This window comes from Nocardioides daeguensis (genome assembly GCF_019192965.1).
Lineage (GTDB): Bacteria > Actinomycetota > Actinomycetes > Propionibacteriales > Nocardioidaceae > Nocardioides > Nocardioides daeguensis.
In genome coordinates, this window is sequence record NZ_JAHTKU010000003.1 from 18,704 (window position 1) to 40,632 (window position 21,929).

The 21,929-nt window shown below is 72.4% G+C and carries 20 protein-coding genes; 7 read left to right on the forward strand and 13 right to left on the reverse strand.

Annotated features, from left to right (window positions below):
* Position 1 precedes the first annotated feature (1 nt).
* Entirely contained in the window at positions 2–1,753 is a 1,752-nt protein-coding gene (locus tag KU893_RS01820) for a proline--tRNA ligase (protein ID WP_246591645.1), read from the reverse strand.
* A 129-nt stretch (positions 1,754–1,882) separates the two neighbouring features.
* Entirely contained in the window at positions 1,883–3,631 is a 1,749-nt protein-coding gene (locus tag KU893_RS01825; protein WP_218232612.1) for a hydroxysqualene dehydroxylase, read from the reverse strand.
* 146 nt (positions 3,632–3,777) lie between these two features.
* On the opposite strand from KU893_RS01825, the gene KU893_RS01830 reads away from it, so the two are divergent.
* A complete protein-coding gene (locus tag KU893_RS01830; RefSeq protein ID WP_218232613.1) occupies positions 3,778–4,398 on the forward strand; it encodes a TetR/AcrR family transcriptional regulator in 621 nt (206 codons plus the stop codon).
* 9 nt (positions 4,399–4,407) lie between these two features.
* On the opposite strand, the gene KU893_RS01835 is transcribed toward KU893_RS01830, so the two are convergent.
* The 4 genes from KU893_RS01835 to dxr form a co-directional block, all read right to left on the reverse strand.
* On the reverse strand, positions 4,408–5,253 hold the full coding sequence (locus tag KU893_RS01835; protein WP_218232614.1) for a GNAT family N-acetyltransferase: 846 nt from the start codon (positions 5,251–5,253) through the stop codon (positions 4,408–4,410).
* 35 nt (positions 5,254–5,288) lie between these two features.
* Complete coding sequence (gene ispG / locus KU893_RS01840) at positions 5,289–6,440, reverse strand: flavodoxin-dependent (E)-4-hydroxy-3-methylbut-2-enyl-diphosphate synthase (protein WP_218232615.1); 1,152 nt, start codon at positions 6,438–6,440, stop codon at positions 5,289–5,291.
* 81 nt (positions 6,441–6,521) lie between these two features.
* A complete protein-coding gene (locus tag KU893_RS01845; RefSeq protein ID WP_281426574.1) occupies positions 6,522–7,877 on the reverse strand; it encodes a M50 family metallopeptidase in 1,356 nt (451 codons plus the stop codon).
* Between the two features lie 22 nt (positions 7,878–7,899).
* Entirely contained in the window at positions 7,900–8,997 is a 1,098-nt protein-coding gene (dxr, locus tag KU893_RS01850; RefSeq protein WP_218232616.1) for a 1-deoxy-D-xylulose-5-phosphate reductoisomerase, read from the reverse strand.
* Positions 8,998–9,119: 122 nt separating this feature from the next.
* On the opposite strand from dxr, the gene KU893_RS01855 reads away from it, so the two are divergent.
* On the forward strand, positions 9,120–10,220 hold the full coding sequence (locus KU893_RS01855) for a polysaccharide deacetylase family protein (protein ID WP_218232617.1): 1,101 nt from the start codon (positions 9,120–9,122) through the stop codon (positions 10,218–10,220).
* Here KU893_RS01855 and meaB read toward each other — a convergent pair.
* Together meaB and KU893_RS01865 are read right to left on the reverse strand one after the other, a co-directional pair.
* The gene (meaB, locus tag KU893_RS01860) at positions 10,213–11,193 is read right to left on the reverse strand and encodes a methylmalonyl Co-A mutase-associated GTPase MeaB (protein ID WP_246591613.1); all 981 of its coding nucleotides are present in this window, start codon (positions 11,191–11,193) and stop codon (positions 10,213–10,215) included. The genes KU893_RS01855 and meaB overlap by 8 nt on opposite strands.
* 10 nt (positions 11,194–11,203) lie before the next feature.
* Positions 11,204–12,403, reverse strand: coding sequence for an acetyl-CoA C-acetyltransferase (locus KU893_RS01865; RefSeq protein ID WP_218232618.1), 1,200 nt, complete (start codon positions 12,401–12,403; stop codon positions 11,204–11,206).
* A gap of 139 nt (positions 12,404–12,542) precedes the next feature.
* Here KU893_RS01865 and mce point away from each other — a divergent pair, with 139 nt between their 5' ends.
* Entirely contained in the window at positions 12,543–12,998 is a 456-nt protein-coding gene (gene mce, locus KU893_RS01870; RefSeq protein WP_246591615.1) for a methylmalonyl-CoA epimerase, read from the forward strand.
* A 217-nt stretch (positions 12,999–13,215) separates the two neighbouring features.
* Here the strand turns inward: mce and KU893_RS01875 are convergent, their stop codons facing one another.
* The 3 genes from KU893_RS01875 to KU893_RS01885 are packed head-to-tail and all read right to left on the reverse strand — an operon-like array spanning position 13,216 to position 15,460.
* On the reverse strand, positions 13,216–14,067 hold the full coding sequence (locus tag KU893_RS01875) for a 5-oxoprolinase subunit C family protein (protein ID WP_218232620.1): 852 nt from the start codon (positions 14,065–14,067) through the stop codon (positions 13,216–13,218).
* Positions 14,064–14,699, reverse strand: coding sequence for a 5-oxoprolinase subunit B family protein (locus tag KU893_RS01880; protein WP_218232621.1), 636 nt, complete (start codon positions 14,697–14,699; stop codon positions 14,064–14,066). The genes KU893_RS01875 and KU893_RS01880 overlap by 4 nt, the downstream gene beginning before the upstream one ends.
* Positions 14,696–15,460: a LamB/YcsF family protein gene (locus KU893_RS01885; protein WP_218232622.1), complete on the reverse strand. Its 765-nt coding sequence runs from the start codon at positions 15,458–15,460 to the stop codon at positions 14,696–14,698. Before KU893_RS01885 ends, KU893_RS01880 begins: the two co-directional genes overlap by 4 nt.
* Positions 15,461–15,662: 202 nt before the next feature.
* Between KU893_RS01885 and ccrA the strand changes: the two genes are divergently transcribed.
* The 3 genes from ccrA to KU893_RS01900 all read left to right on the forward strand — a co-directional run bounded on the left by ccrA (position 15,663) and on the right by KU893_RS01900 (position 19,565).
* On the forward strand, positions 15,663–17,000 hold the full coding sequence (ccrA, locus tag KU893_RS01890; protein ID WP_218232623.1) for a crotonyl-CoA carboxylase/reductase: 1,338 nt from the start codon (positions 15,663–15,665) through the stop codon (positions 16,998–17,000).
* Positions 17,001–17,199: 199 nt separating this feature from the next.
* Positions 17,200–18,426 (forward strand): coiled-coil domain-containing protein, encoded by a 1,227-nt coding sequence (locus KU893_RS01895; RefSeq protein ID WP_218232624.1) that lies wholly within the window; start codon positions 17,200–17,202, stop codon positions 18,424–18,426.
* Positions 18,423–19,565 carry an AI-2E family transporter gene (locus KU893_RS01900; RefSeq protein ID WP_218232625.1) on the forward strand — a complete coding sequence of 381 codons (1,143 nt, stop codon included), beginning with the start codon at positions 18,423–18,425 and terminating at the stop codon, positions 19,563–19,565. Before KU893_RS01895 ends, KU893_RS01900 begins: the two co-directional genes overlap by 4 nt.
* A 9-nt stretch (positions 19,566–19,574) precedes the next feature.
* On the opposite strand, the gene KU893_RS01905 is transcribed toward KU893_RS01900, so the two are convergent.
* Complete coding sequence (locus KU893_RS01905; protein WP_218232626.1) at positions 19,575–20,537, reverse strand: EamA family transporter; 963 nt, start codon at positions 20,535–20,537, stop codon at positions 19,575–19,577.
* A gap of 39 nt (positions 20,538–20,576) precedes the next feature.
* Between KU893_RS01905 and KU893_RS01910 the strand changes: the two genes are divergently transcribed.
* Entirely contained in the window at positions 20,577–21,113 is a 537-nt protein-coding gene (locus KU893_RS01910) for a CGNR zinc finger domain-containing protein (protein WP_218232627.1), read from the forward strand.
* 7 nt (positions 21,114–21,120) lie between these two features.
* Here KU893_RS01910 and KU893_RS01915 read toward each other — a convergent pair whose 3' ends face one another.
* Positions 21,121–21,921 carry an alpha/beta fold hydrolase gene (locus KU893_RS01915; RefSeq protein WP_218232628.1) on the reverse strand — a complete coding sequence of 267 codons (801 nt, stop codon included), beginning with the start codon at positions 21,919–21,921 and terminating at the stop codon, positions 21,121–21,123.
* Between the last annotated feature and the right edge of the window lie 8 nt (positions 21,922–21,929).

Here is a 21,929-nt window from a genome sequence, read left to right on the forward strand (position 1 = left end):
CTCAGGCGAGTCCGACCAGGTGGGCGACCGCGTCGGCGACGGCAACGTCGTTCCGCTCCCCCGTGCGCCGGTCCTTGACCTCGATCACACCGTCGGCGACGCCCCGGCCGACGGTGACGATCGTCGGGACGCCGATCAGCTCGGCGTCCTTGAACTTCACTCCGGGGCTGATCTTGCCCGCGCGGTCGTCGTAGATGACGTCGAGGCCGGCGGCGGTGAGCCCGGCGACGAGCTCCTCGGCCGCGGCGAAGACCGCCTCGTCCTTGCCAGCGGCGACGACGTGGACGTCGGCAGGGGCGACGTGGCGCGGCCAGCACAGGCCGATCTCGTCGAGGGTGTTCTCGGCGATGGCGGCGACGGCGCGGGTCACTCCGATGCCGTAGGAGCCCATCGTGACCGTGACCAGCTTGCCGTTCTCGTCGAGGACCTTGAGGTCGAGGGACTCGGCGTACTTGCGGCCCAGCTGGAACACGTGGCCCATCTCGATGCCGCGCGCGGACTCGAGGGTGCCGGAGTCGCAGTTGGGACAGGCGTCGCCGTCGCGGACCTCGGCGGCCTCGATCGTGCCGTCGGCGGTGAAGTCGCGGCCGGCGACCAGGTCGATCACGTGGGACCCCGCGACGTCGGCGCCGGTGACCCAGCGGGTGCCCTCGGCGACGCGCGGGTCGAGCAGGTAGCGGATGCCGGAGGTGCTCTCCTCGCCGAGCACGCCGGGCCCGATGTAGCCCTTGACCAGCGCCGGGTGTTTGGCGAGCTCGGCCTCGTCCATGGCCTCGACCTCGATCGGCTCGAGCTGGCCCTCGAGCCGCTTCTGATCGACCTCGCGGTCGCCGGGCAGGCCGATGGCGAGCGGCTCGCGGGTGCCGTCGGGGTGCTTGAGCACGACGAGCACGTTCTTGAGCGTGTCGCCGGCGGTCCAGGGCCGGTCCTCGCGGGGGAACGCCGCGTTGAGGTGGCCGACGAGCGTGTCGATGGTCGGGGTGTCGGGGGTCGCCTCGGCGTGGGCGGCCGGCACGGCGTCGTACGACGTGGGCGCGGGCGGGCGGACCTGGACGGCCTCGACGTTGGCGGCGTAGTCGCAGCTGGTGCAACGGACGTAGGTGTCCTCGCCGACCTCGGCCTTGGCGAGGAACTCCTCCGACTTCGAGCCGCCCATCGCGCCGGCGGTCGCCTTGACGATGGCGTAGTCGAAGCCGAGCCGGTCGAAGACCCGGACGTAGGCCTCGCGGTGCTTCTGGTACGACGTCTCCAGGCCCGCGTCGTCGACGTCGAAGGAGTAGGAGTCCTTCATCGTGAACTCGCGACCGCGCAGCAGGCCCGCACGCGGACGCGCCTCGTCGCGGTACTTGGTCTGGATCTGGTAGAGGCTCAGCGGCAGGTCCTTGTAGGAGCTGTACATGTCCTTGACCAGGAGGGTGAACATCTCCTCGTGCGTGGGACCGAGCAGGTAGTCGGCGTCCTTGCGGTCCTTGAGCCGGAAGATGCCGTCGCCGTACTCGGTCCACCGGTTGGTCGCCTCGTAGGGCTCGCGCGGGAGCAGCGCGGGGAAGGACACCTCCTGCGCGCCGATGCCGTTCATCTCGTCGCGGATGATGCCCTCGATCTTGCGCAGCACGGCGAGGCCGAGCGGCAGCCAGGTGTAGATGCCCGGCGCGGCGCGACGGATGTAGCCGGCCCGCAGGAGCAGCCGGTGGCTCGGGACCTCGGCGTCGGAGGGGTCCTCCCGCAGGGTCCGCACGAACAGGGTCGACATCCGCATCAGCACAGCCGAAGACTACGACCGCTCCCGGCGCAGCCGCGAACCAGTGAGGCCAGGACGGCGCTCAGGCGCGGGTGCCGGCCACCCCGGTCGGCCCGGGCCGCACGGTCCGCCCGGTCCTGATCAGCCGAGGTCGAGCAGGTTGCGGCGGCCGAGCCTGTAGAGCAGCTTGTCGGTCTGCTTGAGCAGGGTGAACTCGGGCGGGTCATAGAGCCGGAAGGTCCTCGCCCGGGCCGCCGTCGAGCCGGACTCGTCGAGCAGCGCGTTGACAGCGTGCCGCGCGGACTCGTTGGCGCCCTCCATCGTCGCGAGGTCGATGTCGGTCTGCACGAAGTCGCCGCTCATCACGAGGTTCGGGATCCGGGTGCGGGCCGTCGGCCGGCTGGACCAGGAGTCGACCGTGTTGACCAGCAGCGGGGTCTGGTTGGTGTTGCGGCCGGCGGCGGCGTTCCACTGCACGCCGGGGTCGAGGAACCAGGAGTGGATGATGCCCTCGGGCAGCAGGTCGCCCACGGTGTGGTGCTCGCGGATCTGCGCGAGCACCTCCTCGGCGATCTCCTGCCGGGTGCACTCCTTGGCGGGCTTGCCGTGGAGGATGCCGGGTGCGTCCCAGTTGGAGATGTCGACCGAGAGGATGTCGACCACGTCGCCGTCGCCGTAGTCACGGGTGATGGTGCGGTCCGCCCAGAACTGGCCCTGAGTGAGCGCGGTCAGAGCCCACGGCGAGTCGATGAAGGTGATGTGCCCCCGGGTGATCTCGACCGGGGCGCGCAGGAAGAACTGGATGCCGACCATCCAGTCGGTCTTCAGCGACGACAGCCGCTGCAGGCCGGGGTCGAGCGCCAGGACGTCGGGCGTCAGCGTCGGCACCACCCGCTCGACCGGCATCGCGCTGACGAACCAGTCGGCCTCGACGCGGCTCGTCGTGCCGGCGGCGTCGGCGAGGACCGCGGCCGTGACCCGGCCACCGGCTGTCTCGTAGCGGACCAGGCCCTGGCCGGCGACGAAACGGACCCCACGTCCGCGCAGGTAGGTCAACCAGGGGTCGATCCATGCCTCGTTGGTCGGCAGGTCCAGCACCCGGTCGAGGGCGCCGTCGTTGCCGCGGCCCATCAGGTTGTAGACGAACGCCTCGCCCATGTTGCCGATCGTGCGGGTGCTGGCGATGGTCTCCTTGGCCGCGACCAGGTTGCGGGTCAGGCCGGCGGCGAGGATCTGCTGGTAGGGCTTCGACCGCGTCTGCGCGCCCACGAAGTCCCACCAGCTGACCTTCTCCCACTGCCCGAGACGGCGCTCGTCACAGCTCGTGAGGAAGACGAGGAGCCGCTCGACGAAGTAGGTCAGCTCGTGCGGGGGTACGGCGTGGCCGCCGAGCGTGTCGCACAGGAACCGGCGCAGCCCGTCGACGGTGAGGACCTGCTGCGGGTCGGGGCCGATGCCGAACACGAAGGCGTCGGCGTGGTCGCCGGAGCGCAGGAACTTGCCGCCCGTCGCGGCGACCAGGTTGTCGCCGACCGTGCCGTTGCCGAACGGGATCCGGCGCATCGTCTCCGGGACGTGGTGGTAGAAGCCCGGGAAGAAGCGGAAGCCGTGCTCGCCGGGGAGGTCGGCGCGGCCGCCGCCGCCGGTGCCGGCGACCGGGATGCTGCGCGCCTTGCCGCCCCAGGCCGAGGGCTCGAACACGGTGACCTCGAAGCCCCGCTCGACCAGCTCGTGCGCGGCGGTCAGTCCCGCCATGCCGCCGCCCAGGACGACCACCCGCCTGCCGGGGGTGGCGGCGAACGCGGGCGCGAGGCCGGTGCCGGCGAGGACCGCGCCGGCGCCGACGGCGCCCGCGGACGTGAGCAAGGTACGACGGTCCAGCTGCGCCATCGGCGATCACCCCATGATCTCCAACCGACACCTGTGTCGGTGGTTGGTTGTCCGCAGTATCGTGAGCCAGACCACGTGCGGTCAAGGGATGCTGCGGGACTACCGACACTCCCGTCGGTGACGGCGTCGGACAACGAGGAGGCGGCGTGAGCACCAGCGAGGCGGTCCGCCGCCGGCTCAGCGCCCCGGCCCGCCGCGAGCGGATCGAGGCCGCGGCGGTCGAGGTCTTCGCCGCCCGCGGGTACGACGCCGCGTCGGTCGGCGACATCGCCCGGGCCGCGGGCGTGAGCCGGACCGTGCTCTACGACCACTTCCGCTCCAAGCGCGACCTCTACCTGCACGTCCTCGACACGCAGAACGCCGCGATGCTCGCCGAGGTCGGCGCGGGCATCACCGGCGCCGGGGCGGGCCGCGACCGGATGCGGGCCACCGTGGCGGCGTACCTGTCCTTCGCCCGGCAGCGCCCCTCCGCCCGGCGGATCCTCGTCGACCCGATCCCCACCGGTGACCCCGAGCTGGACCGGGCGCTGCGGACCTTCCGCACCGCCCGCACCCAGGCGGTCGCGACCATGCTGGGCTCCGACCTCGCCCGGTCCGGCCTCCCCCACGGCTCGACCGCCGCCGAGGTGGTCGTCGAGCTCCTCATCACCGGCGTCGACGGGGTCGCCCGCTGGTGGCAGGAGCACCCGGTGGCCACGCTGGACGAGGTCACCGACGTCGCCGCGCGGCTGCTGTGGAACGGGCTGCCGCGCCTGGCGACGCCCTGAGCGCGACGGTCAGAACATGACGGTGGCGAAGCGCGCCGTCTCGGTGAACCCGACCCGCTCGTACGCCGTCCGGGCGGCGTGGTTCCAGTCGTTGACGTAGAGCGAGACGGTGGGCGCGATCCGCGCTCGCACCTGGCGCACGACGGCCGCCATGCCGGCGGTCGCGATCCCCTCGCCGCGCCGGTGGGGCGGCACCCACACCCCCTGGATCTGCGCCGCGTCGGGGGTCGCACACGCCACCTCGGCCTTGAACACGAGCTCGTCGCCGTCGTAGCGGACGAAGGACCAGGCACGGCTCACGAGCTGCGCGACCCGGGCCCGGTAGAGGTCTCCTCCCCCACCGAGCTCGGGCGAGACCCCGACCTCCTCGGTGTACATGGCCACGCAGGCCGGGTAGAGGGTCGCGATGTCCCCGGGTGCGCCCGGACGCACGCCGGGATCCGGCGTGACCAGCGGCTCGGTGTCGATCGCGAGGTGCCGCTGGTCCCAGCGCACGTCTCGCGGCTGGCCCCACTCCGGAGCGACGTGGCCCCAGAACGCGCGGACGGCCTCCTGCGGACCGACGATCGTGGAGGCGGTGCGACGCCGCGCCAGGGCGCGGCCGGCAAACGCCTCGGCATCCTCGGGCGTGGCCTGGACGGGCACCAGGTTGGCCGCGACATGGCAGGCGGCGACGAGACGGCCGCCCTCGAACCGGCCCCACATCTCCCCGCCGAGCCAGCGCGGCTCCAGGTTGGTCGTGTGGGCGCGGTGGATCGCGAACACGTTGACGACCGGGTCACGACCCGCCAGGGCCAAGAACGCGGGGAGATCGGCCTGCGCGAGGACGCGCACGCCGTGCCGGGTGGTCAACACGCGACCACCCTAGGGCCTTCCCGGGCCGCCGGTCCTCAGGAGACCGAGACCGTGGGCTCCGCGCCCTCGACCGGCTCCATCGACTCGGCGATCTTCATCGCCTCCTCGATCAGCGTCTCGACGATCTCGGCCTCGGGGACGGTCTTGATGACCTCGCCCTTGACGAAGATCTGGCCCTTGCCGTTGCCGGACGCGACGCCGAGGTCGGCCTCGCGGGCCTCGCCCGGACCGTTGACGACGCAGCCCATGACGGCCACGCGGAGCGGGACCTCGAGGCCGTCGAGGCCGGCGGTGACCCGCTCGGCGAGGGTGTAGACGTCGACCTGGGCGCGGCCGCAGGACGGGCAGGAGACGATCTCGAGCTTGCGCGGGCGCAGGTTGAGCGACTGCAGGATCTGGATGCCGACCTTGACCTCCTCGACCGGCGGGGCCGAGAGCGAGACCCGGATGGTGTCGCCGATGCCGCGCGAGAGGAGCGCCCCGAAGGCGGTGGCCGACTTGATGGTGCCCTGGAACGCCGGGCCGGCCTCGGTCACACCGAGGTGCAGGGGCCAGTCGCCCTGCTCGGCGAGCAGCTCGTAGGCGCGGACCATCACCACCGGGTCGTTGTGCTTGACCGAGATCTTGAAGTCGCGGAAGCCGTGCTCCTCGAACAGGCTCGCCTCCCACACGGCCGACTCGACGAGCGCCTCCGGGGTGGCCTTGCCGTACTTCTCGAGCAGCCGCTTGTCGAGCGAGCCCGCGTTGACGCCGATCCGGATCGACGTGCCGTGGTCCTGCGCCGCCCGGGCGATCTCCTTGACCTGGTCGTCGAACTTCTTGATGTTGCCCGGGTTCACCCGCACGGCGGCGCAGCCGGCCTCGATCGCCGCGAAGACGTACTTCGGCTGGAAGTGGATGTCGGCGATGACCGGGATCTGGCTGTGCTTGGCGATCTCGGGCAGCGCGTCGGCGTCGTCCTGGCTCGGGCACGCCACGCGGACGATGTCGCAGCCCGCGGCGGTGAGCTCGGCGATCTGCTGGAGCGTGGTGTTGACGTCGGAGGTCAGCGTCGTCGTCATCGACTGCACCGAGATCGGGTGGTCGCTGCCGACCCCGACCTTGCCGACCCGGATCTGGCGGGTCCGGCGGCGGGGAGCGAGCACCGGCGGGGGCGCTTCCGGCATGCCCAGGCTGATCGACGTCATGGTGTCAAGACTACTTTCCGCGCTGTCGCTTTCGGTCATCGAGCAGCCCTCCCGAGGCACGAGCGGGAGCTGCTCGCACGGTCAGGACTCGAGGTGCAGCGGCACGACGAGGTCGCCGACGATGAGCACGATGCCCATCACGAGGATCGCCAGCCCGACGACGTACGCGACGGGGAGGAGCTTGGCGACGTCGACGTACCCGGGGTCGGGACGGCGGCGCAGCCGCGCCCAGCCGCGGCGCACGGCCTCCCAGAGCGCTCCGGCGATGTGGCCGCCATCGAGCGGCAGCAGGGGCACGAAGTTGAACATGCCGATGAAGAAGTTGAACCCGGCGACGAGCAGCAGCAGGGACACGAGCTTGGCCTGCAGCGGGATCTCGTCGTGGGAGGCGGTCTCGCCGGCCAGGCGGCCGCCGCCGACGATGCTGACCGGACCCGTCGGGTCGCGCTCCTCGGCCCCGACGATCGCCTTCGCGACGCCCCAGACCTTGGCCGGCAAGGTGGCCATCGACTTCACGACCTCAACGGTCATCGTGCCCATCTGGTCGACGGTGTAGATCACCCCACCGGTCGTCGGGTGCGAGCGCGGGACGACGCCGAGGAAGCCGACGCTCTCGTCGACCTTGTCGCCGGCCCTCAGCGGCGGCTTGACGACCGTCTGGGTGTGGAACGTGAGCTCCTGGCCCTCGCGCTCGACGACGACCTCCGCCTGCCGGGTGCCGTTGGCCTTGACCAGCTCCTGTACCTGCGCCCAGTCGGTGACCTCGGTTCCGTTGAAGGACACGAACCGGTCCCCGGCCTGGATGCCGGCAGCGTGGGCCGGGGTCGGGCTCTGCGCCAGCTCCTCCGGTGTGCACACCCGGCCCGACTCCTCGGCGGGGAGCACGCAGGCGTTGACCTCGTCGATGGTGGTCTCGATGGTCGGGTCGCCCGGGTTGCCGTAGGTCGCGAACACCCCGGCGAAGAGCAGGAACGCGATCACGAGGTTCACCGTCGGGCCGCCGCCCATGACGATGACCTTCTTCCACCACGGGAAGGTGTAGAAGAGCCGGTCGGCGTCCTCGGGTCGGATCGTCTCCCACTCGGCTGCCCGGGCGTCCGAGATCAGCTGGGTGAACATGCCGGTGTTGGACTTGCGGACCCGCACCACCTGGTTGCCGTCAGTGTCGGTCTCGACCTGGTCGGCGAGCTCGACCGCGCCGGGCGGAAGCATCCCGACGATCTTGACGTAGCCGCCGAGCGGGATCGCCTTGACGCCGTACTCGGTCTCGCCGACCTGCTTGCTCCACACCGTCGGGCCGAAGCCGATGAAGTACTGGGTGACCTTGCCGCCGAACTTCTTCGCCGGGATCATGTGCCCGAGCTCGTGGAGCCCGATGGACGCCAGGATCGCCGCCGCGAAGACGACGACGCCGAGCAGGTAGAGCAGAGCGGTCATGGAGAGTCCGTGCTGTCCTCGATCAGGGGGCCGTGGCCCGGGCGATGGCGGTGCGGGCAGCCTCCCGGGCCCACGCGTCCGCACCGAGGACGTCGTCGAGGGAGAGCTGTCCCTTCGAGGGTACGTCGTGGGCGGCTAGCACGCTCGCCACCACGTCGACGATGCCGGTGAACGACAGCCCCCCGGTCCGGAAGGCGTCGACGGCCACCTCGTTGGCGGCGTTGTAGACGGCGGGCGCGGTGCCGCCCTGCTCCCCCGCCTGCCGGGCCAGCGCCACGGCCGGGAACGCCTCGTCGTCGAGCGGGAAGAACTCCCAGGTCTCGCCCTTCGTCCAGTCCACGGCGGGCGCTGCGTCCGGGACCCGCTCGGGCCAGGCGAGGCCGAGCGCGATCGGGATCAGCATGGTCGGCGGGCTGGCCTGCACGAGCGTGGAGCCGTCGACGAACTCGACCATCGAGTGCACGACGCTCGTCGGGTGCACCACGACCTCGATCCGGTCGTACGGGATGCCGAACAGCAGGTGCGCCTCGATCACCTCGAGGCCCTTGTTGACCAGGGTCGCGGAGTTGATGGTGATGACCGGGCCCATGTCCCAGGTCGGGTGGTTGCCCGCCTGCTCGGGGGTGACGTCGGCGAGCTCGGCGCGGGACCTCCCGCGGAACGGGCCGCCGCTGGCGGTGAGCACCAGCCGTCGTACCTCGTCGGGGGCGCCGCTGCGCAGGCACTGCGCCAGCGCGCTGTGCTCGGAGTCGACCGGCACGATCTGGCCCGGCTCCGCCTTCTCCAGCACGAGCGGACCGCCCATCACGAGCGACTCCTTGTTGGCCAGCGCCAGCGTCGTCCCGGCCTCGAGCGCGGCCAGGGTCGGCAGCAGGCCCACGGCGCCGGTGATGCCGTTGAGGACGACGTCGCACTCCTGCTGGGCGGCCTCGACGCTCGCCTGCTCGCCGAGCCCGTGGAACCGGGGCGCGAACTCGGCCACCTGCTGCGCGAACAGGTCCGGGTTGCTGCCGCCGGCGGTCAGCCCGACGACGCGGAAGCGGCCGGGGTTGGCACGCACCAGGTCGAGCGCCTGGGTGCCGATGGAGCCGGTCGAGCCGAGGATGACGACGTCCTTCACCCCGTCATCCTTGCAGCCACCGGCCGGCCGCACCGCGGCTGCCTCGGGACGCGAGGTTGCTCACGCGCCCAGAAACGCGCGAAATGCCGGTCGGAGACGTGAACACCGTTCATGATGTGCCCGTGCATCGTCCCGCTCCCGCCTTCGTCCGCCGTCTCGTGGCCGTCCTGGTCACCCTGCTGGGCGTGGCGACCGCGTCCCCGGCGCCGGCGCCGGCGATGACGGAGCTGCCCACGCTCCACCGCGACAAGGGCTGCAAGGGGCAGGTGGCGCTGACCTTCGACGACGGCCCGTCCCGGCGTACGACGCACCGGCTGGTGCAGGTGCTGCGCAGGAACAAGGTCCCCGCGACCTTCTTCATGGTGGGCCAGCGCGTCCAGGCCTACCCACGCGTGGCGCTCGAGGTCGAGCGGGCCGGGTTCCTGGTGGCCAACCACAGCTGGGCACACCGCGACATGAGCAAGCAGTCCTACCCCGACGTCCGGAGCTCGTTGCGGGCCACCCGGCGCGCGATGGAGCGCGCCGGCCTGCATCCGACCGGCCTGATGCGCCCGCCGTACGGCGCCCTGGCGAAGCCCGCGCGGCGCGCGATCCGCGACGCCGGCTACGTCCCGGTGCTGTGGACCGACGACTCGCTGGACTGGAAGGACGGCAGCTCCCAGCAGATCGCGGCCCGGATCCTCGCCGGCCTGCGACCGGGCCGCAACATCGTGCTGCAGCACGACGGCGTCAACCGGTCCCCGATCTCGGTCGGCGCCGTGGACCGCGTCATCCGGGTCGCGAAGCGCCGCGGCTTCTGCTTCACCGCGCTCGACGAACGGGGCCGCCCCGGGTTCCCGACGCCGCGTGTCCGGGTGGTCGCGAAGGACGCCGTCGAGGGCACCGACGCGGTCGTGAGCCTCGAGCTCGACCAGCCGGCCGGGCGCGACACCGCCGTGGTCGTCGAGGCCGGGTCCGGTACGGCGAGCGTCGGCTCCGACCTGCCCGCCTTCCGCGCCCGCGTCGCGGTGCCGGCGGGCAGCGTGAAGGTGGAGGTGCGGATCCCGGTCAGCGCCGACGCGGTGCTCGAGCCGAACGAGACCTTCACCGTGCACCTGCGCGACCCCGAGGGCCTCGAACCCGCCCAGGAGGCCACGCCGGTCACCCTCGTCGACGCGGCGTCGGCGCCGCGGATCGACCTGCCCGGGCCGCCCTTCCTGCCGCTCGGCCCGAAGTTCAGCTGACGAGCTCCGCTGCCGCCGTGTGCGGGTCGACCTCGCCGGCGACGACCGCGGCCGCCAGCTCGTCGAGCCGGTCGCCCTCGCCGACGCCGCCCCAGCGCCGCCGCAGCGTGGTCAGGGCCAGGGTCTCTATCTCGTCGCGGGCGCGGCGCACCCGACGGCGCTGGAGCTCGCCGCTGTGCCGCAGCCAGGCCCCATGCTCCTCGATGGCGTCGACGACGTCGACGACGCCGTCACCGGTCGACGCGGTGGTCTTGAGGACCGGCGGTCGCCACGCGCCGTCGCGGCGCTCGGCGAGGCCGAGCATCGAGCGCAGGTCGCGGCGTACCTTGTCGGCACCGTCGCGGTCGGACTTGTTGACGACGTAGAGGTCGCCGATCTCGAGGATGCCGGCCTTCGCTGCCTGGATCCCGTCGCCCATGCCGGGTGCGAGCAGCACGATGGTGGTGTCGGCCTGGCCGGCGACCTCGACCTCGCTCTGGCCGACGCCCACCGTCTCGACGAGGACGACGTCGAAGCCGGCGCCGTCGAGCACCCTCAGTGCCTGCGGCGTGGTCCAGGCCAGCCCGCCGAGGTGGCCGCGCGCGGCCATCGAGCGGATGAAGACGCCGGGGTCGAGAACGTGGTCGCCCATCCGGATCCGGTCGCCCAGCAGGGCGCCCCCGGAGAACGGCGAGGACGGGTCGACCGCGAGCACGGCGACCCGGCGGCCGCGGCGGCGCAGCTCGCCGATCAGCGCGTTGGTGGACGTCGACTTGCCGACGCCCGGGGAGCCGGTGAGGCCGATGACGTGGGCATGCCCGGCGTACGGCGCCAGCGCCCGCATCAACTCCGGCAGCAACGGCGACTCGTCCTCGACGAGCGAGACCAGCCGGCCGACGGACCGGGGGTCACCCTCGCGGGCCTTGTCCACCAAGCCAGGAACGGCCGCCGCGGTGATCCCGCGACGGCCGCCCTGGATGATTCCTTCAGGCAACGCGGTCCGCTCAGGCGGAGGGGACCCGGATGACCAGGGCGTCGCCCTGGCCGCCACCGCCGCAGAGGGCAGCGGCACCCAGGCCGCCACCACGGCGCTTGAGCTCGAGGGCCAGGTGCAGCGTGATGCGCGCACCGGAGGCGCCCAGCGGGTGACCGATGGCGATGGCGCCACCGTTGACGTTGAGCTTGTCCTCGTCGATGCCGAGGGCACGGGCCGACTCGATGCCGACCGCGGCGAACGCCTCGTTGAACTCGACCAGGTCGAGGTCGGCGGCGGAGAGGCCGGCCTTGTCGAGCGCCTTCTTGGTGGCGTTGGCCGGCTGCAACTGCAGGGTCGAGTCCGGGCCGGCGACCTGGCCGTGGCTGACGATCTCGGCGAGGATCGGCAGGCCGAGCTCCTCGGCCTTCTTCTTGCTGGTCACGACGACCGCGGCCGCGCCGTCGGAGATCTGCGAGGAGGAGGCGGCGGTGATGGTGCCGTCCTTGGCGAACGCCGGACGCAGGCCCGCGAGCGACTCGACGGTGGTCTCGCCGCGCACGCCCTCGTCCTGGCTGACCACGATCGGGTCGCCCTTGCGCTGCGGGATGGTGACCGGGACGATCTCGTCGTCGAAGATGCCGTTCTTCTGCGCGGCAGCGGCGAGCTGGTGCGAGCGGGCGGCGACGGCGTCCTGCTCCTCGCGGGTCAGCGGCGTGGTGCGGCACGAGTTGGTCGACTCGGTCAGGTTGCCCATGCCCTGCTGGGTGGCCTGGTCGAAGAGCGCGTCGTAGGCCAGCGAGTCGACCAGGGTGGTGTCGCCGTACTTGAAGCCCTCGCGGCTCTTGGGGAGCAGGTGGGGGGCCTGGGTCATCGACTCCGTGCCGCCGGCGACGACGATGTCGGCCTCGCCCGCACGGATCATCTGGTCGGCCTGGGCGATCGCGTTGATGCCCGACAGGCAGACCTTGTTGACGGTGATCGAGGGGACGCTGGCCGGGAGGCCGGCAGCGAGGCCCGCGGTGCGGGCGGGGTTCTGGCCGGCGCCGGCCTGCAGCACCTGGCCCACGATCAGGTAGTCGACCTGGTCGCCGGAGACACCGGCCTTCTCCAGCGCGCCCTTGATCGCGACACCGGCGAGGTCCGCGGCCGACAGGGTCTTGAGGGCGCCGAGGTGGCGACCGATCGGCGTACGGGCGCCGGCGACGATGACGCTGGGGTTGTCGGACATGTTTCCTCCGTGCAGACGTGTGGTCGGAACTCCTTCGAGCGTACTCGTGGGTAGTCGACGCGGGCGAGGGGTCCATCGTGCGGGCCGTGAGGCACTCGTCACACCCTCGGAGGAGGGCGGCACCGGCACAATGACGCGCATGAGCATCACTGAAGGCGTCCCCACCCACCTGTTCACCGCGATCGACCACGTCGGCATCGCGGTCCCCGACCTCGACGAGGCGATCGCGTTCTACCGCGACAACTTCGGCATGCACGTCGCGCACGAGGAGACCAACGAGGAGCAGGGCGTGCGCGAGGCGATGGTCGCCGTCGGCGACACCGACTCGAAGATCCAGCTGCTCGCCCCGCTGAACGCCGAGTCGACCATCGCGAAGTTCATCGACCGCAGCGGCCCCGGCCTGCAGCAGCTCGCCTACCGGGTCACCGACCTGGACCAGGTCTCCGCGATCCTGCGCGAGCGCGGCCTGCGCCTGCTCTACCCCGAGGCCCGCCGCGGTACGGCGAACAGCCGGATCAACTTCGTGCACCCCAAGGACGCCGGCGGCGTCCTCGTCGAGCTCGTCGAGCCCGCGCAGGGCGCAGCAGCGCACTGAGCGACCAGGCGGGAGGTTGAGGAGGTTCGCACACACCGGAGCACCAGCGACGGGGTGTGCGAACCGTCTCGAAACCTAGAGCCCGCCCAGGGCGCGGCAGCGCACTGAGCGACCAGGCGGGAGGTTGAGGAGGTTCGCACACACCGGAGCGCCAGCGACGGGGTGTGCGAACCGTCTCGAAACCCAGAGCCCGCGGTCGACGGCCGCTGATCCCGCCTCAGACCCAGCGGAACCGGAGCTCCTCGCCCGGACGCAGCTGGGCCAGCCGGTCGGTGTCGGCATCGATGACCACGCCGACCACCGGATAGCCGCCCGTCACCGGGTGGTCCGGACCGAACACAACCGGCCCGCCGCCCGGGGGGACCTGGATGGCACCGCGCAGCGCCCCCTCGCTCGCCAGCTCGCCCTTCCCCGGCGCCGCGGTGAACGGCGCGCCCTCGAGCCGCAGGCCCACCCGGTCACTGGCGGCGCCGACCCGCCAGGCCTGGGCCACCAGCCGGTCGGCGTCGGCCACCCAGTCGGCGCGCGGCCCGCGCACGACGCGCAGCACCGGGCGCTCGTCGTACGTCGCCGGGGGGACGGCGTCGACGAGCATCTCCCCCGCGACCTCGCGCCCGACCGCGAGGCTGTCGCCGGCGCGCACCGGTTCCGGACCGAGGCCGGCCAGCGTGTCGCGGGCGCGGGAGCCCAGCAGGGGCGGGAGGTCGACCCCGCCGCGGACGGCGAGGTAGCTGCGCAGGCCGCTCGCCGGCACCCCCAGACACAACCGCTGGCCGGGGCGCAGCGCCAGCACCGCGCCCGTGGGCTCGGGCCGGCCGTCGACGGCCAACGGAGCGGGGGCACCGGTCACGCAGGCCCAGGCCAGGCCGGTCGCCTCCACCTCCAGCCCGCCGAGGGCGACCTCGAGGACCGCGGCGCCGGGGGCGTTGCCGAGCAGCCGGTTCGCCAGCGCGTACGACGCGCGGTCGGCCGCGCCGCTCACGCCGACGCCGATCGCGGCGTGCGCGGGCCGTCCGGCGTCCTGCACCAGACAGGGCCCGCCGACCGCGTGCACGAGGAGCCGGGTCATCGGACCTCCACGAAGACCACGGTCGCACCGGCGCCCAACAGCGCCGGCGGGTCCCGGTCGAGGTCCCACAACGGCAGGTCGGTGTGCCCGATCAGCTGCCACCCGCCCGGCGAGGGGCGCGGGTAGACCCCGCTGAACTCCCCTGCCAGGCCGACCGAGCCGGACGGGACACGGGTCCGCGGCTCGTCGCGCCGCGGCACCCGCAGCCGCGGGTCACCGCCGACCAGGTAGGCGAAGCCGGGCGCGAAGCCACCGAACGCCACGCGCCACGGCGTCCCCGTGTGTGCCGCGACGACCCCCCGCTCGCTCAGCCCGGTCAGGGCCGCCACCGCCGCCAGGTCCGGGCCGTCGTACCGGACGGGGATCCGGGTCGGGTTCTCGCCTCGCACCTGACGCCTGGGCTGCGCCATCGCCCCGGCCACAGCCCGTTCGTCAGGTGCGACGTCCGAGAGGCGAGCCACGGGCACCCCGGGGCGCGCCACGAGCAGCACGGTCCGCGCGCCCGGGACGACGTCGGCGACCAGCTCGGCCGCGAGCGGGTGGCTCCGGACCAGCTCGGCCACGGCGACCACGGCTGCGGTGTCGGCGACCTCGACCAGCAGCCCGCGGTCGCCGTACCGCAGCAGCCTCATGCGCTCGTGAAGGCGCCGGCGGGGATGCCGGCCTCGGCCAGCGCCGCACGCACCGCCGCGACCAGCCCCGGCGCCCCCGGGGAGTCGCCGTGGACGCACAACGATCGGACCTCGCCGGACCGCGCCAGCTCGACCGCCTGGGCCGCCACCACGACCGGGTCGGTCAGCACGGCGCCGGCCGCCGAGCGCGGCACCAGGGTCCCGTCGCGCTGGTAGGCGCGGTCGACGAAGCCCTCGGCGACGGCCTCCAGCCCGGCTGATCGCACGGCGGCCAGGAAGGGCGAGCCCGCGAGGCCGAGCACCGGCAGGCCGCCGAAGGCGAGCACGGCGTCGAGCACCGCCTGCGCCTGCTCCTCGTAGCGGCTGACGGCGTGGTAGAGCGCACCGTGTGGCTTGAGGTAGGCGACCCGGCCGCCCGCGGCCCGGGCGATCGCGTCGAGGGCGCCGAGCTGGTAGAGCACCTCGGCCGCGAGCTCGTCGGTCGGGACGTCGAGGTACCGGCGCCCGAAGCCGGCGAGGTCGCGGTAGCCCACCTGCGCGCCGATCACCACTCCGTGCGACACGGCCGTCTCGCAGGTACGGCGCAGCGTGAGCGGGTCGCCCGCGTGGAACCCGCAGGCGACGTTGGCGCTGGTGAGGTGCGGCAGCACGGCATCGTCGTCGCCGAGCTGCCAGCGCCCGAAGGACTCCCCCACGTCGGCGTTGAGATCGACCACCCCGGTCGGGTCCGGCGTGGACGCAGAACCCGGATGCAACGTCATGGCCCTATCGTGGCCCATCGATGCGCCGCCGAGCCCAGGACGGTGCAGCTGCCGCAGGCCGCGTCTTTCGGTGAGACGCGTGTCACGAACCCGTCACCCAGAGGTTACCGACGGGTATCTTCGCGGCGGCCGTATTGCCACACGCACGGGGGCTCCGCCCCCGTGGGCCCCCGTCAACACTCAGGTCAGGGAGATAACGACCGTGCAGCACATCCTCGACGCCATCCAGGCGGAGGCCTCCGCGGAGGACTTCGCCAACCTCGAGCTTCCCGAGTCCTACCGGGCCGTGACGGTCCACAAGGACGAGGTCGACATGTTCGAGGGCGTCCCCTCGAAGGAGAAGGACCCCCGCAAGTCGCTGCACCTCGACGAGGTCGCCCTCCCCGAGCTGGGCCCGGGCGAGGCGTTCGTGGCGGTCATGGCCTCCGCGATCAACTACAACACCGTGTGGACCTCGATCTTCGAGCCGGTGTCCACCTTCGGCTTCCTCGAGCGCTACGGCCGCGAGTCCGACCTCGGCAAGCGCCACGACCTGCCGTACCACATCGTCGGCTCGGACCTGTCCGGCGTCGTGCTCGCCGTCGGCGCGGGCGTCACCAAGTGGAAGCCGGGCGACCGCGTGGTCGCGCACTGCCTCTCGGTGGAGCTCGAGGCCCCCGACGGCCACAACGACACGATGATGGACCCCTCCCAGCGCATCTGGGGCTTCGAGACCAACTTCGGCGGCCTCGCCGACGTCGCGATGGTCAAGGCCAACCAGCTCATGCCGAAGCCCGAGCACCTCACGTGGGAGGAGGCCGCGTCCCCGGGCCTGGTGAACTGCACGGCGTACCGCCAGCTCGTCTCCGCCAACGGCGGCAACATGAAGCAGGGCGACAACGTCCTGATCTGGGGCGCCTCCGGCGGCCTCGGCGGCTTCGCCACCCAGTACGCCCTCAACGGCGGCGCGAACCCGATCTGCGTGGTCTCCAACGAGGAGAAGGCCGGCATCGTGCGGGCCATGGGCGCGGACAAGATCATCAACCGCTCCGAGATGGACTTCAAGTTCTGGAACGAGGACGGCACCCAGCAGAACCCGAAGGAGTGGCTGCGCCTCGGCAAGGCCATCCGCGAGCTCACCGGCGGCGAGGACATCGACATCGTCTTCGAGCACCCGGGTCGCGAGACGTTCGGCGCCTCGGTCTTCGTCACCCGCAAGGGCGGCACCATCACCACCTGCGCGTCGACCTCGGGCTACATGCACGAGTACGACAACCGCTACCTGTGGATGAACCTCAAGAAGATCATCTCCAGCCACTTCGCCAACTACCGCGAGTCGTGGGAGGCCAACCGCCTCATCGCGCAGGGCAAGATCCACCCCACCCTGTCGCGGGTCTACACCCTCGACGAGGTCGGCCAGGCCGCGCTCGACGTCCACCACAACCTGCACCAGGGCAAGGTCGGCGTGCTCGCCCTCGCGCCGCAGGAGGGCCTCGGCGTCAAGAACGAGGAGCTGCGCGCCCAGCACCTCGACAAGATCAACCTGTTCCGCGGGATCTGACCTCCCGCTGATCCAGATCCAGCCGTACGACGGACGGGCCGGTGCACTGCGCACCGGCCCGTCCTGCGTCTCACCGAGGCGAGGCTCGTCCGCCCCGGCGAGGCGGGGTGGGAATCGCTGGGGCGATCAGGGATCATGGGGCGGGTTCGTGCGCGAACACCCCCCATGACCGCAGCGAGAGCCAGGGAGGCTCAGTTCCATGAGCGACGAGGGTCTGTCCATCTTCGACGACGAGCCCACCCCGACCGAGGAGTCCAAGACCGTGACGACCAAGGCCACCGACGACCAGCCCACCCAGGTCATCCCGGCGGTGAAGACGGCCGAGACCCCCGCCGCGGCCGCGCCCGCCGCCCACCCGGCGCCCTCGACGCGGCCCGCCAACGCCCCCGCCGGCACGCCCGCCCGCCCGGTCGGCTTCAACGCCCCCGGCGCCACCGGCGGCCTGCCGATCGTCCGCAAGGGCGGCTACGACCGGGACGCGGTCGACGCCCAGATCCGCCAGCTGTCCAGCGAGAAGGCGACGCTCGGCGCCAGCCTGGCCGAGTCGGAGCAGCGCGTCATCGACCTCGAGCAGGAGCTCGCCCGGGCCCGTGCCGAGCTGGCCGAGTCCGACAACCCGTCGTACGCCGGCCTCGGTGGCCGCGCGAGCGCGATGCTGCGCCTCGCCGAGGAGGAGGCCGCGGAGATCCGCGAGACCGCCGAGGCCGATGCCCGCGAGATCCGCGACCAGGCCACCCGCGACGCCAAGGCGATCCGGGCCGAGGCCGCACGCGAGGCCGACGACATGCGCGCCGTCCAGCTGCGCGAGCTCGAGGAGAACCGCACCCGCCTGCTCGCGGACGCCGAGCAGGAGCGCGCCCTGGCCAGGACCGAGGCCGAGGACACCCTCGCGGCCGCCCGTCGCGAGTCCGACCAGCTCCGGCTCGCCACGCAGCAGGAGACGACCGAGCAGCGCAGCCAGGCGCAGCGCGAGGTCGAGCAGGCCAGGGCCGGTGTCGACCGCGAGGTCCAGGAGGCACGGCGCGCTCTCGCCATGGAGAAGGAGCGTCTCGCCCGCGAGGCGACCGAGCACCACAACACCGCGGTCGCGGAGACCCGACGCCTGGTCGAGGAGGCCGAGCAGCGCGCCAACGCCGCCGAGGCCCGCGCCGCCGAGGCCAGCAAGCAGGCGACCGCCAACCGCGCCGCGGCCCAGGCCGAGGCCGAGGGCCTCCTCAGCCGGGCGCGCCGCGAGGCCGAGCAGGTCGTCGCCTCCGCCCGCACCCAGGCCGAGGCGATCGCCGCGAGCGGCGACGCCGAGCTCGAGCGCGAGATCGCCGCTCGCCGCTCCGAGCTCGACCGGCTCACCAAGCGCCGGGCCGCCATCACCGCCCAGCTGTCCTCGCTCGCCGACCTCGTCGCCGGCTTCGGCGAGGACGAGAGTTGAGCGGCGCCCCCGAGCAGCCCCTTGCCGACGGCGTGGCCGAGCACGCCGGAGTCGACCCGGCGGCCGCGGTCGACGGCGAGCCGGCGCCGTACGGCCGCCTCGGCAAGCCGTTCGACCGGCGCTCGCCGTTCTACTACGGCTTCGTGGGCGGCCTCGGCGCGCTGACCGCGTTCTGGATCTTCCAGGCCGTGCTCGGCATCGGCTCGGTGTTGATCCTCGTGGTGGTGGCGTTCTTCCTCGCGGCGGGCCTCAACCCCGCCGTCGAGTTCCTGGAGCGTCGTCGCCTCCGCCGACCGTTCGCGGTCTCCATCGTCCTGGCGGTCGCGTTCGCGGCGCTCGGCCTGTTCCTGGTCGCGATCGTCCCGGTCATCACCGACCAGGTCACGGCGATCACCAAGAACGCGCCGGGATGGCTGGACGAGCTCCAGCGCAACAGGCGGATCCAGGACCTCAACCGCGAGTACGACATCATCGACAAGGCCAAGGCCTACATCGAGGACGGCGACTTCCTCTCCGGGCTGTTCGGCGGAGTGCTCGGCGTCGGCCTCAAGATCATCTCGGCGCTGTTCAACCTGTTCATCATCCTGGTGCTCACGCTGTACTTCCTGTCGTCGCTCAAGACCACCACGGGCGCCCTCTACAAGCTCGCCCCCGAGTCCCGTCGCGAGCGGGTGGCGAGGCTCGGCGACAAGGTCATCGCCAACATCGGCGGCTACGTCTCGGGGGCGTTCGTGGTCGCCCTGTGCGCCGGCCTGTCGTCGCTCGTGTTCCTCTCGCTGACCGAGATCAGCGAGTACGCCGTCGCGCTGGCCTTCGTGGTCGCCGTGCTCGACGTGATCCCGATGATCGGAGCGACCCTGGGCGCCGTGATCGTCTCGGCGATCGCCTTCGCGACCGACGTCAAGTCCGGCATCGCCTGCGTGGTGTTCTACATCATCTACCAGCAGGTCGAGAACTACGTCGTCTACCCGCGCGTGATGAGCAAGTCGGTCGACCTGCCGGGCGCCGTCATCGTGATCGCCGCGCTGATCGGCGCCGGCCTGCTCGGCGTGGTCGGGGCGCTGCTCGCGATCCCGGTCGCGGCGGCGATCCTGCTCATCATGCGCGAGGTCGTGGTCAAGCAGCAGGACCTGCGTTAGCGGGGGCGCTCAGACGAGGACCGGCTCGTCCTGCTCCATCACGACGCTGCTCTCCCCCAGCTTCACACCGACCACGCCGACGAGGATGAGCCCGCCGCCGAGGAACTGCACCGGTGCAGGCAGCTGGTCGAGCAGCAGCCAGGCCCAGACCACGGCTGCGACGACCTCGCTCAACGCGACGAAGGACGCCAGGCGGGAGCCGAGCCGACGGCTGGCGGCGATGCCGGTGGTGTAGGCGAGCGCGGCGGTCACCAGGCCGAGGAGCAGCAGCACGGTCCACGGCGCCAGGTCGAGGCCGGCGTAGGTCACCGCATCGGTCGAGGCGGCCATCGACATCAGGCCGAGCAGGCCCAGGAGGCCGAGCAGCACGCCGCCCACAACCAGCCCACCGGCCGCGAGGGTGATCGGCGGGATCCCGCTGCGCTCGTCGGCGGAGATGACGAAGTACGCCGCCGCACCGACCATCGCGGCCAGCGCCCAGGCGGTGCCGCGCACGTCGACGTCGGCGCCGGCGAAGAGGTCGAGCACGAGGACCAGGCCGAGGGCCGCGACGAGCGCGCCGGCCACGGTGAGCCGGCCGGGACGCTGGCCGTGGGCGAGCCACATCCACAAGACGACCGCGGCGGGTGCGGTGTACTCGATCAGCAGGGCCGGCCCGACCTCCATGGTCCGCACGGCCGAGAAGTAGCAGTACTGGGCGCCGGCGACCGCCAGGCCGCCGTACAGGACGACGGTCGGCGCGGCCTTGCGGAGCAGCGCCCAACGGCCGCGCAGCGCGACGATGCCGAAGGGCAGGACGACGACGGCGCCGATGGTGATCCGCAGGAGCACGATGCTGCCGGCGGTCCAGCCGCTGTCGAGCAGCGGCCGGGCGAGGGCGCCGGAGAGTGCGAACGTGATCGCGGAGGTGAGCGCGAGGGCCAGCCCGGTCCGGGCAGTGTCCCGCGAGATGTCACGAGTCAACGTCGTCATGACTCATGACGGTAGGCCGTCGTGCGGTAACCTGTCAAAGTGGTCTTCGCCCATGACACCTCCCTGTCCCTGCAGGCAGCCGTGGCGCTCGTCAACGGCAGCCTGGAACCAGTGACGATCCGCACGCCCGACGACCTCGACGCGTTCTTCGCCGACCACGGCTACACCGGGCGTCACGACGGCGACCCGGCCGAGGTGGCCGCGGTCCTGGCGATCGCACCCCGGCTGCGCGCCCTGCTCACCGCCGACCGCGACGAGGCAGCGGTCATCGTCAACACGATGCTGCGCGACGCCTCGGCCCTCCCCCAGCTGCGCCGTCACGACGGCCAGGACTGGCACCTGCACGCCGTCGACAACGAGGCGCCGCTCGCGGAGCGGATCGTCGTCGAGACGGCGATGGCGATGATCGACGTGATCCGGGCCGACGAGATGTCGCGCCTGTCGGTCTGTGCCGACGACACCTGCGACGGCGTCGTCCTCGACCTGTCCCGCAACCGGTCCAAGAGGTTCTGCTCGGTCACGTGCGGCAACCGCAACGCCGTCGCGGCCTACCGCGCCCGGCAGGCCGACGCCTGAGGGCCGCTCAGTCGCCCAGGAACCGCCGGAGCACCTCGAGGAACAGCTCCGGCCGCTCGGAGTGCAGCCAGTGGCCGGTGTCCTTGAGCGTCACCTTCCGGTTGCGCGGGAACCAGTGGTCCATCGCCGGCTCGTACTCCGGCAGCACGTACGTCGAGCGGCCGCCGGCGAGCCACAGCACCGGCCCGTCGTACGGCGGCACGTCGGCGAGCTCGGCAGCAGGCCAGTCGCTGATGACCCGCAGGTCGCGGTCGAGCACGTCGAGGTTGACCTGCCAGCTCCAGCCGCCGGGGGCGGCCGGGTCTCGGCGGAGGTTCTGGAGCAGGAACGAGCGCACCGTCGCGTCCGGAACGGCCGGCTCCAGCAGGCGGTCGGCGTCGGAGCGGTGGACCACCTGGGTCAGGTCCATGCCGCGCATCGCCGCGATGAAGCCGGGGAACTCGCGGCTCTCGGCATAGGCCACCGGCGAGATGTCGGCGACGCACAGGCGGGCGACCCGCTCGGGGTGGAGCAGGGCGAGCACCATCGCCACCTTGCCGCCGAGCGAGTGGCCGACCAGGGTCACCGGCTCGTCGTCGGCCCCCGTCCAGTCAGCGACCGTGGTCACGACGTCCGACGCCGCCTCGACGAAGTCGAAACGGCCCGACCACGGCGAGCGGCCGTGGTGGGGCAGGTCCACGAGCAGCACCCGGTGCCTCTCGGCCAGCTGCTTGGCGATGCCGGTCCAGTTCTTGCCCTGGCCGAAGAGACCGTGGAGAAAGACCACACGGCTCCCGGTGGTCCCGAGAGCCGTGTGGTGAAGCGTCACGTCTGAAG

Coding starts and splice junctions, on each gene's coding strand:
- KU893_RS01905 (WP_218232626.1), bottom strand. CDS start 20,537: ATGACGACGTTGACTCGTGACATCTCGCGGGACACTGCCCGGACCGGG.
- KU893_RS01865 (WP_218232618.1), bottom strand. CDS start 12,403: ATGTCCGACAACCCCAGCGTCATCGTCGCCGGCGCCCGTACGCCGATC.
- ispG (WP_218232615.1), bottom strand. CDS start 6,440: ATGACGTCGATCAGCCTGGGCATGCCGGAAGCGCCCCCGCCGGTGCTC.
- KU893_RS01845 (WP_281426574.1), bottom strand. CDS start 7,877: ATGACCGCTCTGCTCTACCTGCTCGGCGTCGTCGTCTTCGCGGCGGCG.
- KU893_RS01875 (WP_218232620.1), bottom strand. CDS start 14,067: ATGACCCGGCTCCTCGTGCACGCGGTCGGCGGGCCCTGTCTGGTGCAG.
- KU893_RS01895 (WP_218232624.1), top strand. CDS start 17,200: ATGAGCGACGAGGGTCTGTCCATCTTCGACGACGAGCCCACCCCGACC.
- KU893_RS01880 (WP_218232621.1), bottom strand. CDS start 14,699: ATGAGGCTGCTGCGGTACGGCGACCGCGGGCTGCTGGTCGAGGTCGCC.
- KU893_RS01885 (WP_218232622.1), bottom strand. CDS start 15,460: ATGACGTTGCATCCGGGTTCTGCGTCCACGCCGGACCCGACCGGGGTG.
- KU893_RS01820 (WP_246591645.1), bottom strand. CDS start 1,753: ATGTCGACCCTGTTCGTGCGGACCCTGCGGGAGGACCCCTCCGACGCC.
- KU893_RS01825 (WP_218232612.1), bottom strand. CDS start 3,631: ATGGCGCAGCTGGACCGTCGTACCTTGCTCACGTCCGCGGGCGCCGTC.
- mce (WP_246591615.1), top strand. CDS start 12,543: ATGAGCATCACTGAAGGCGTCCCCACCCACCTGTTCACCGCGATCGAC.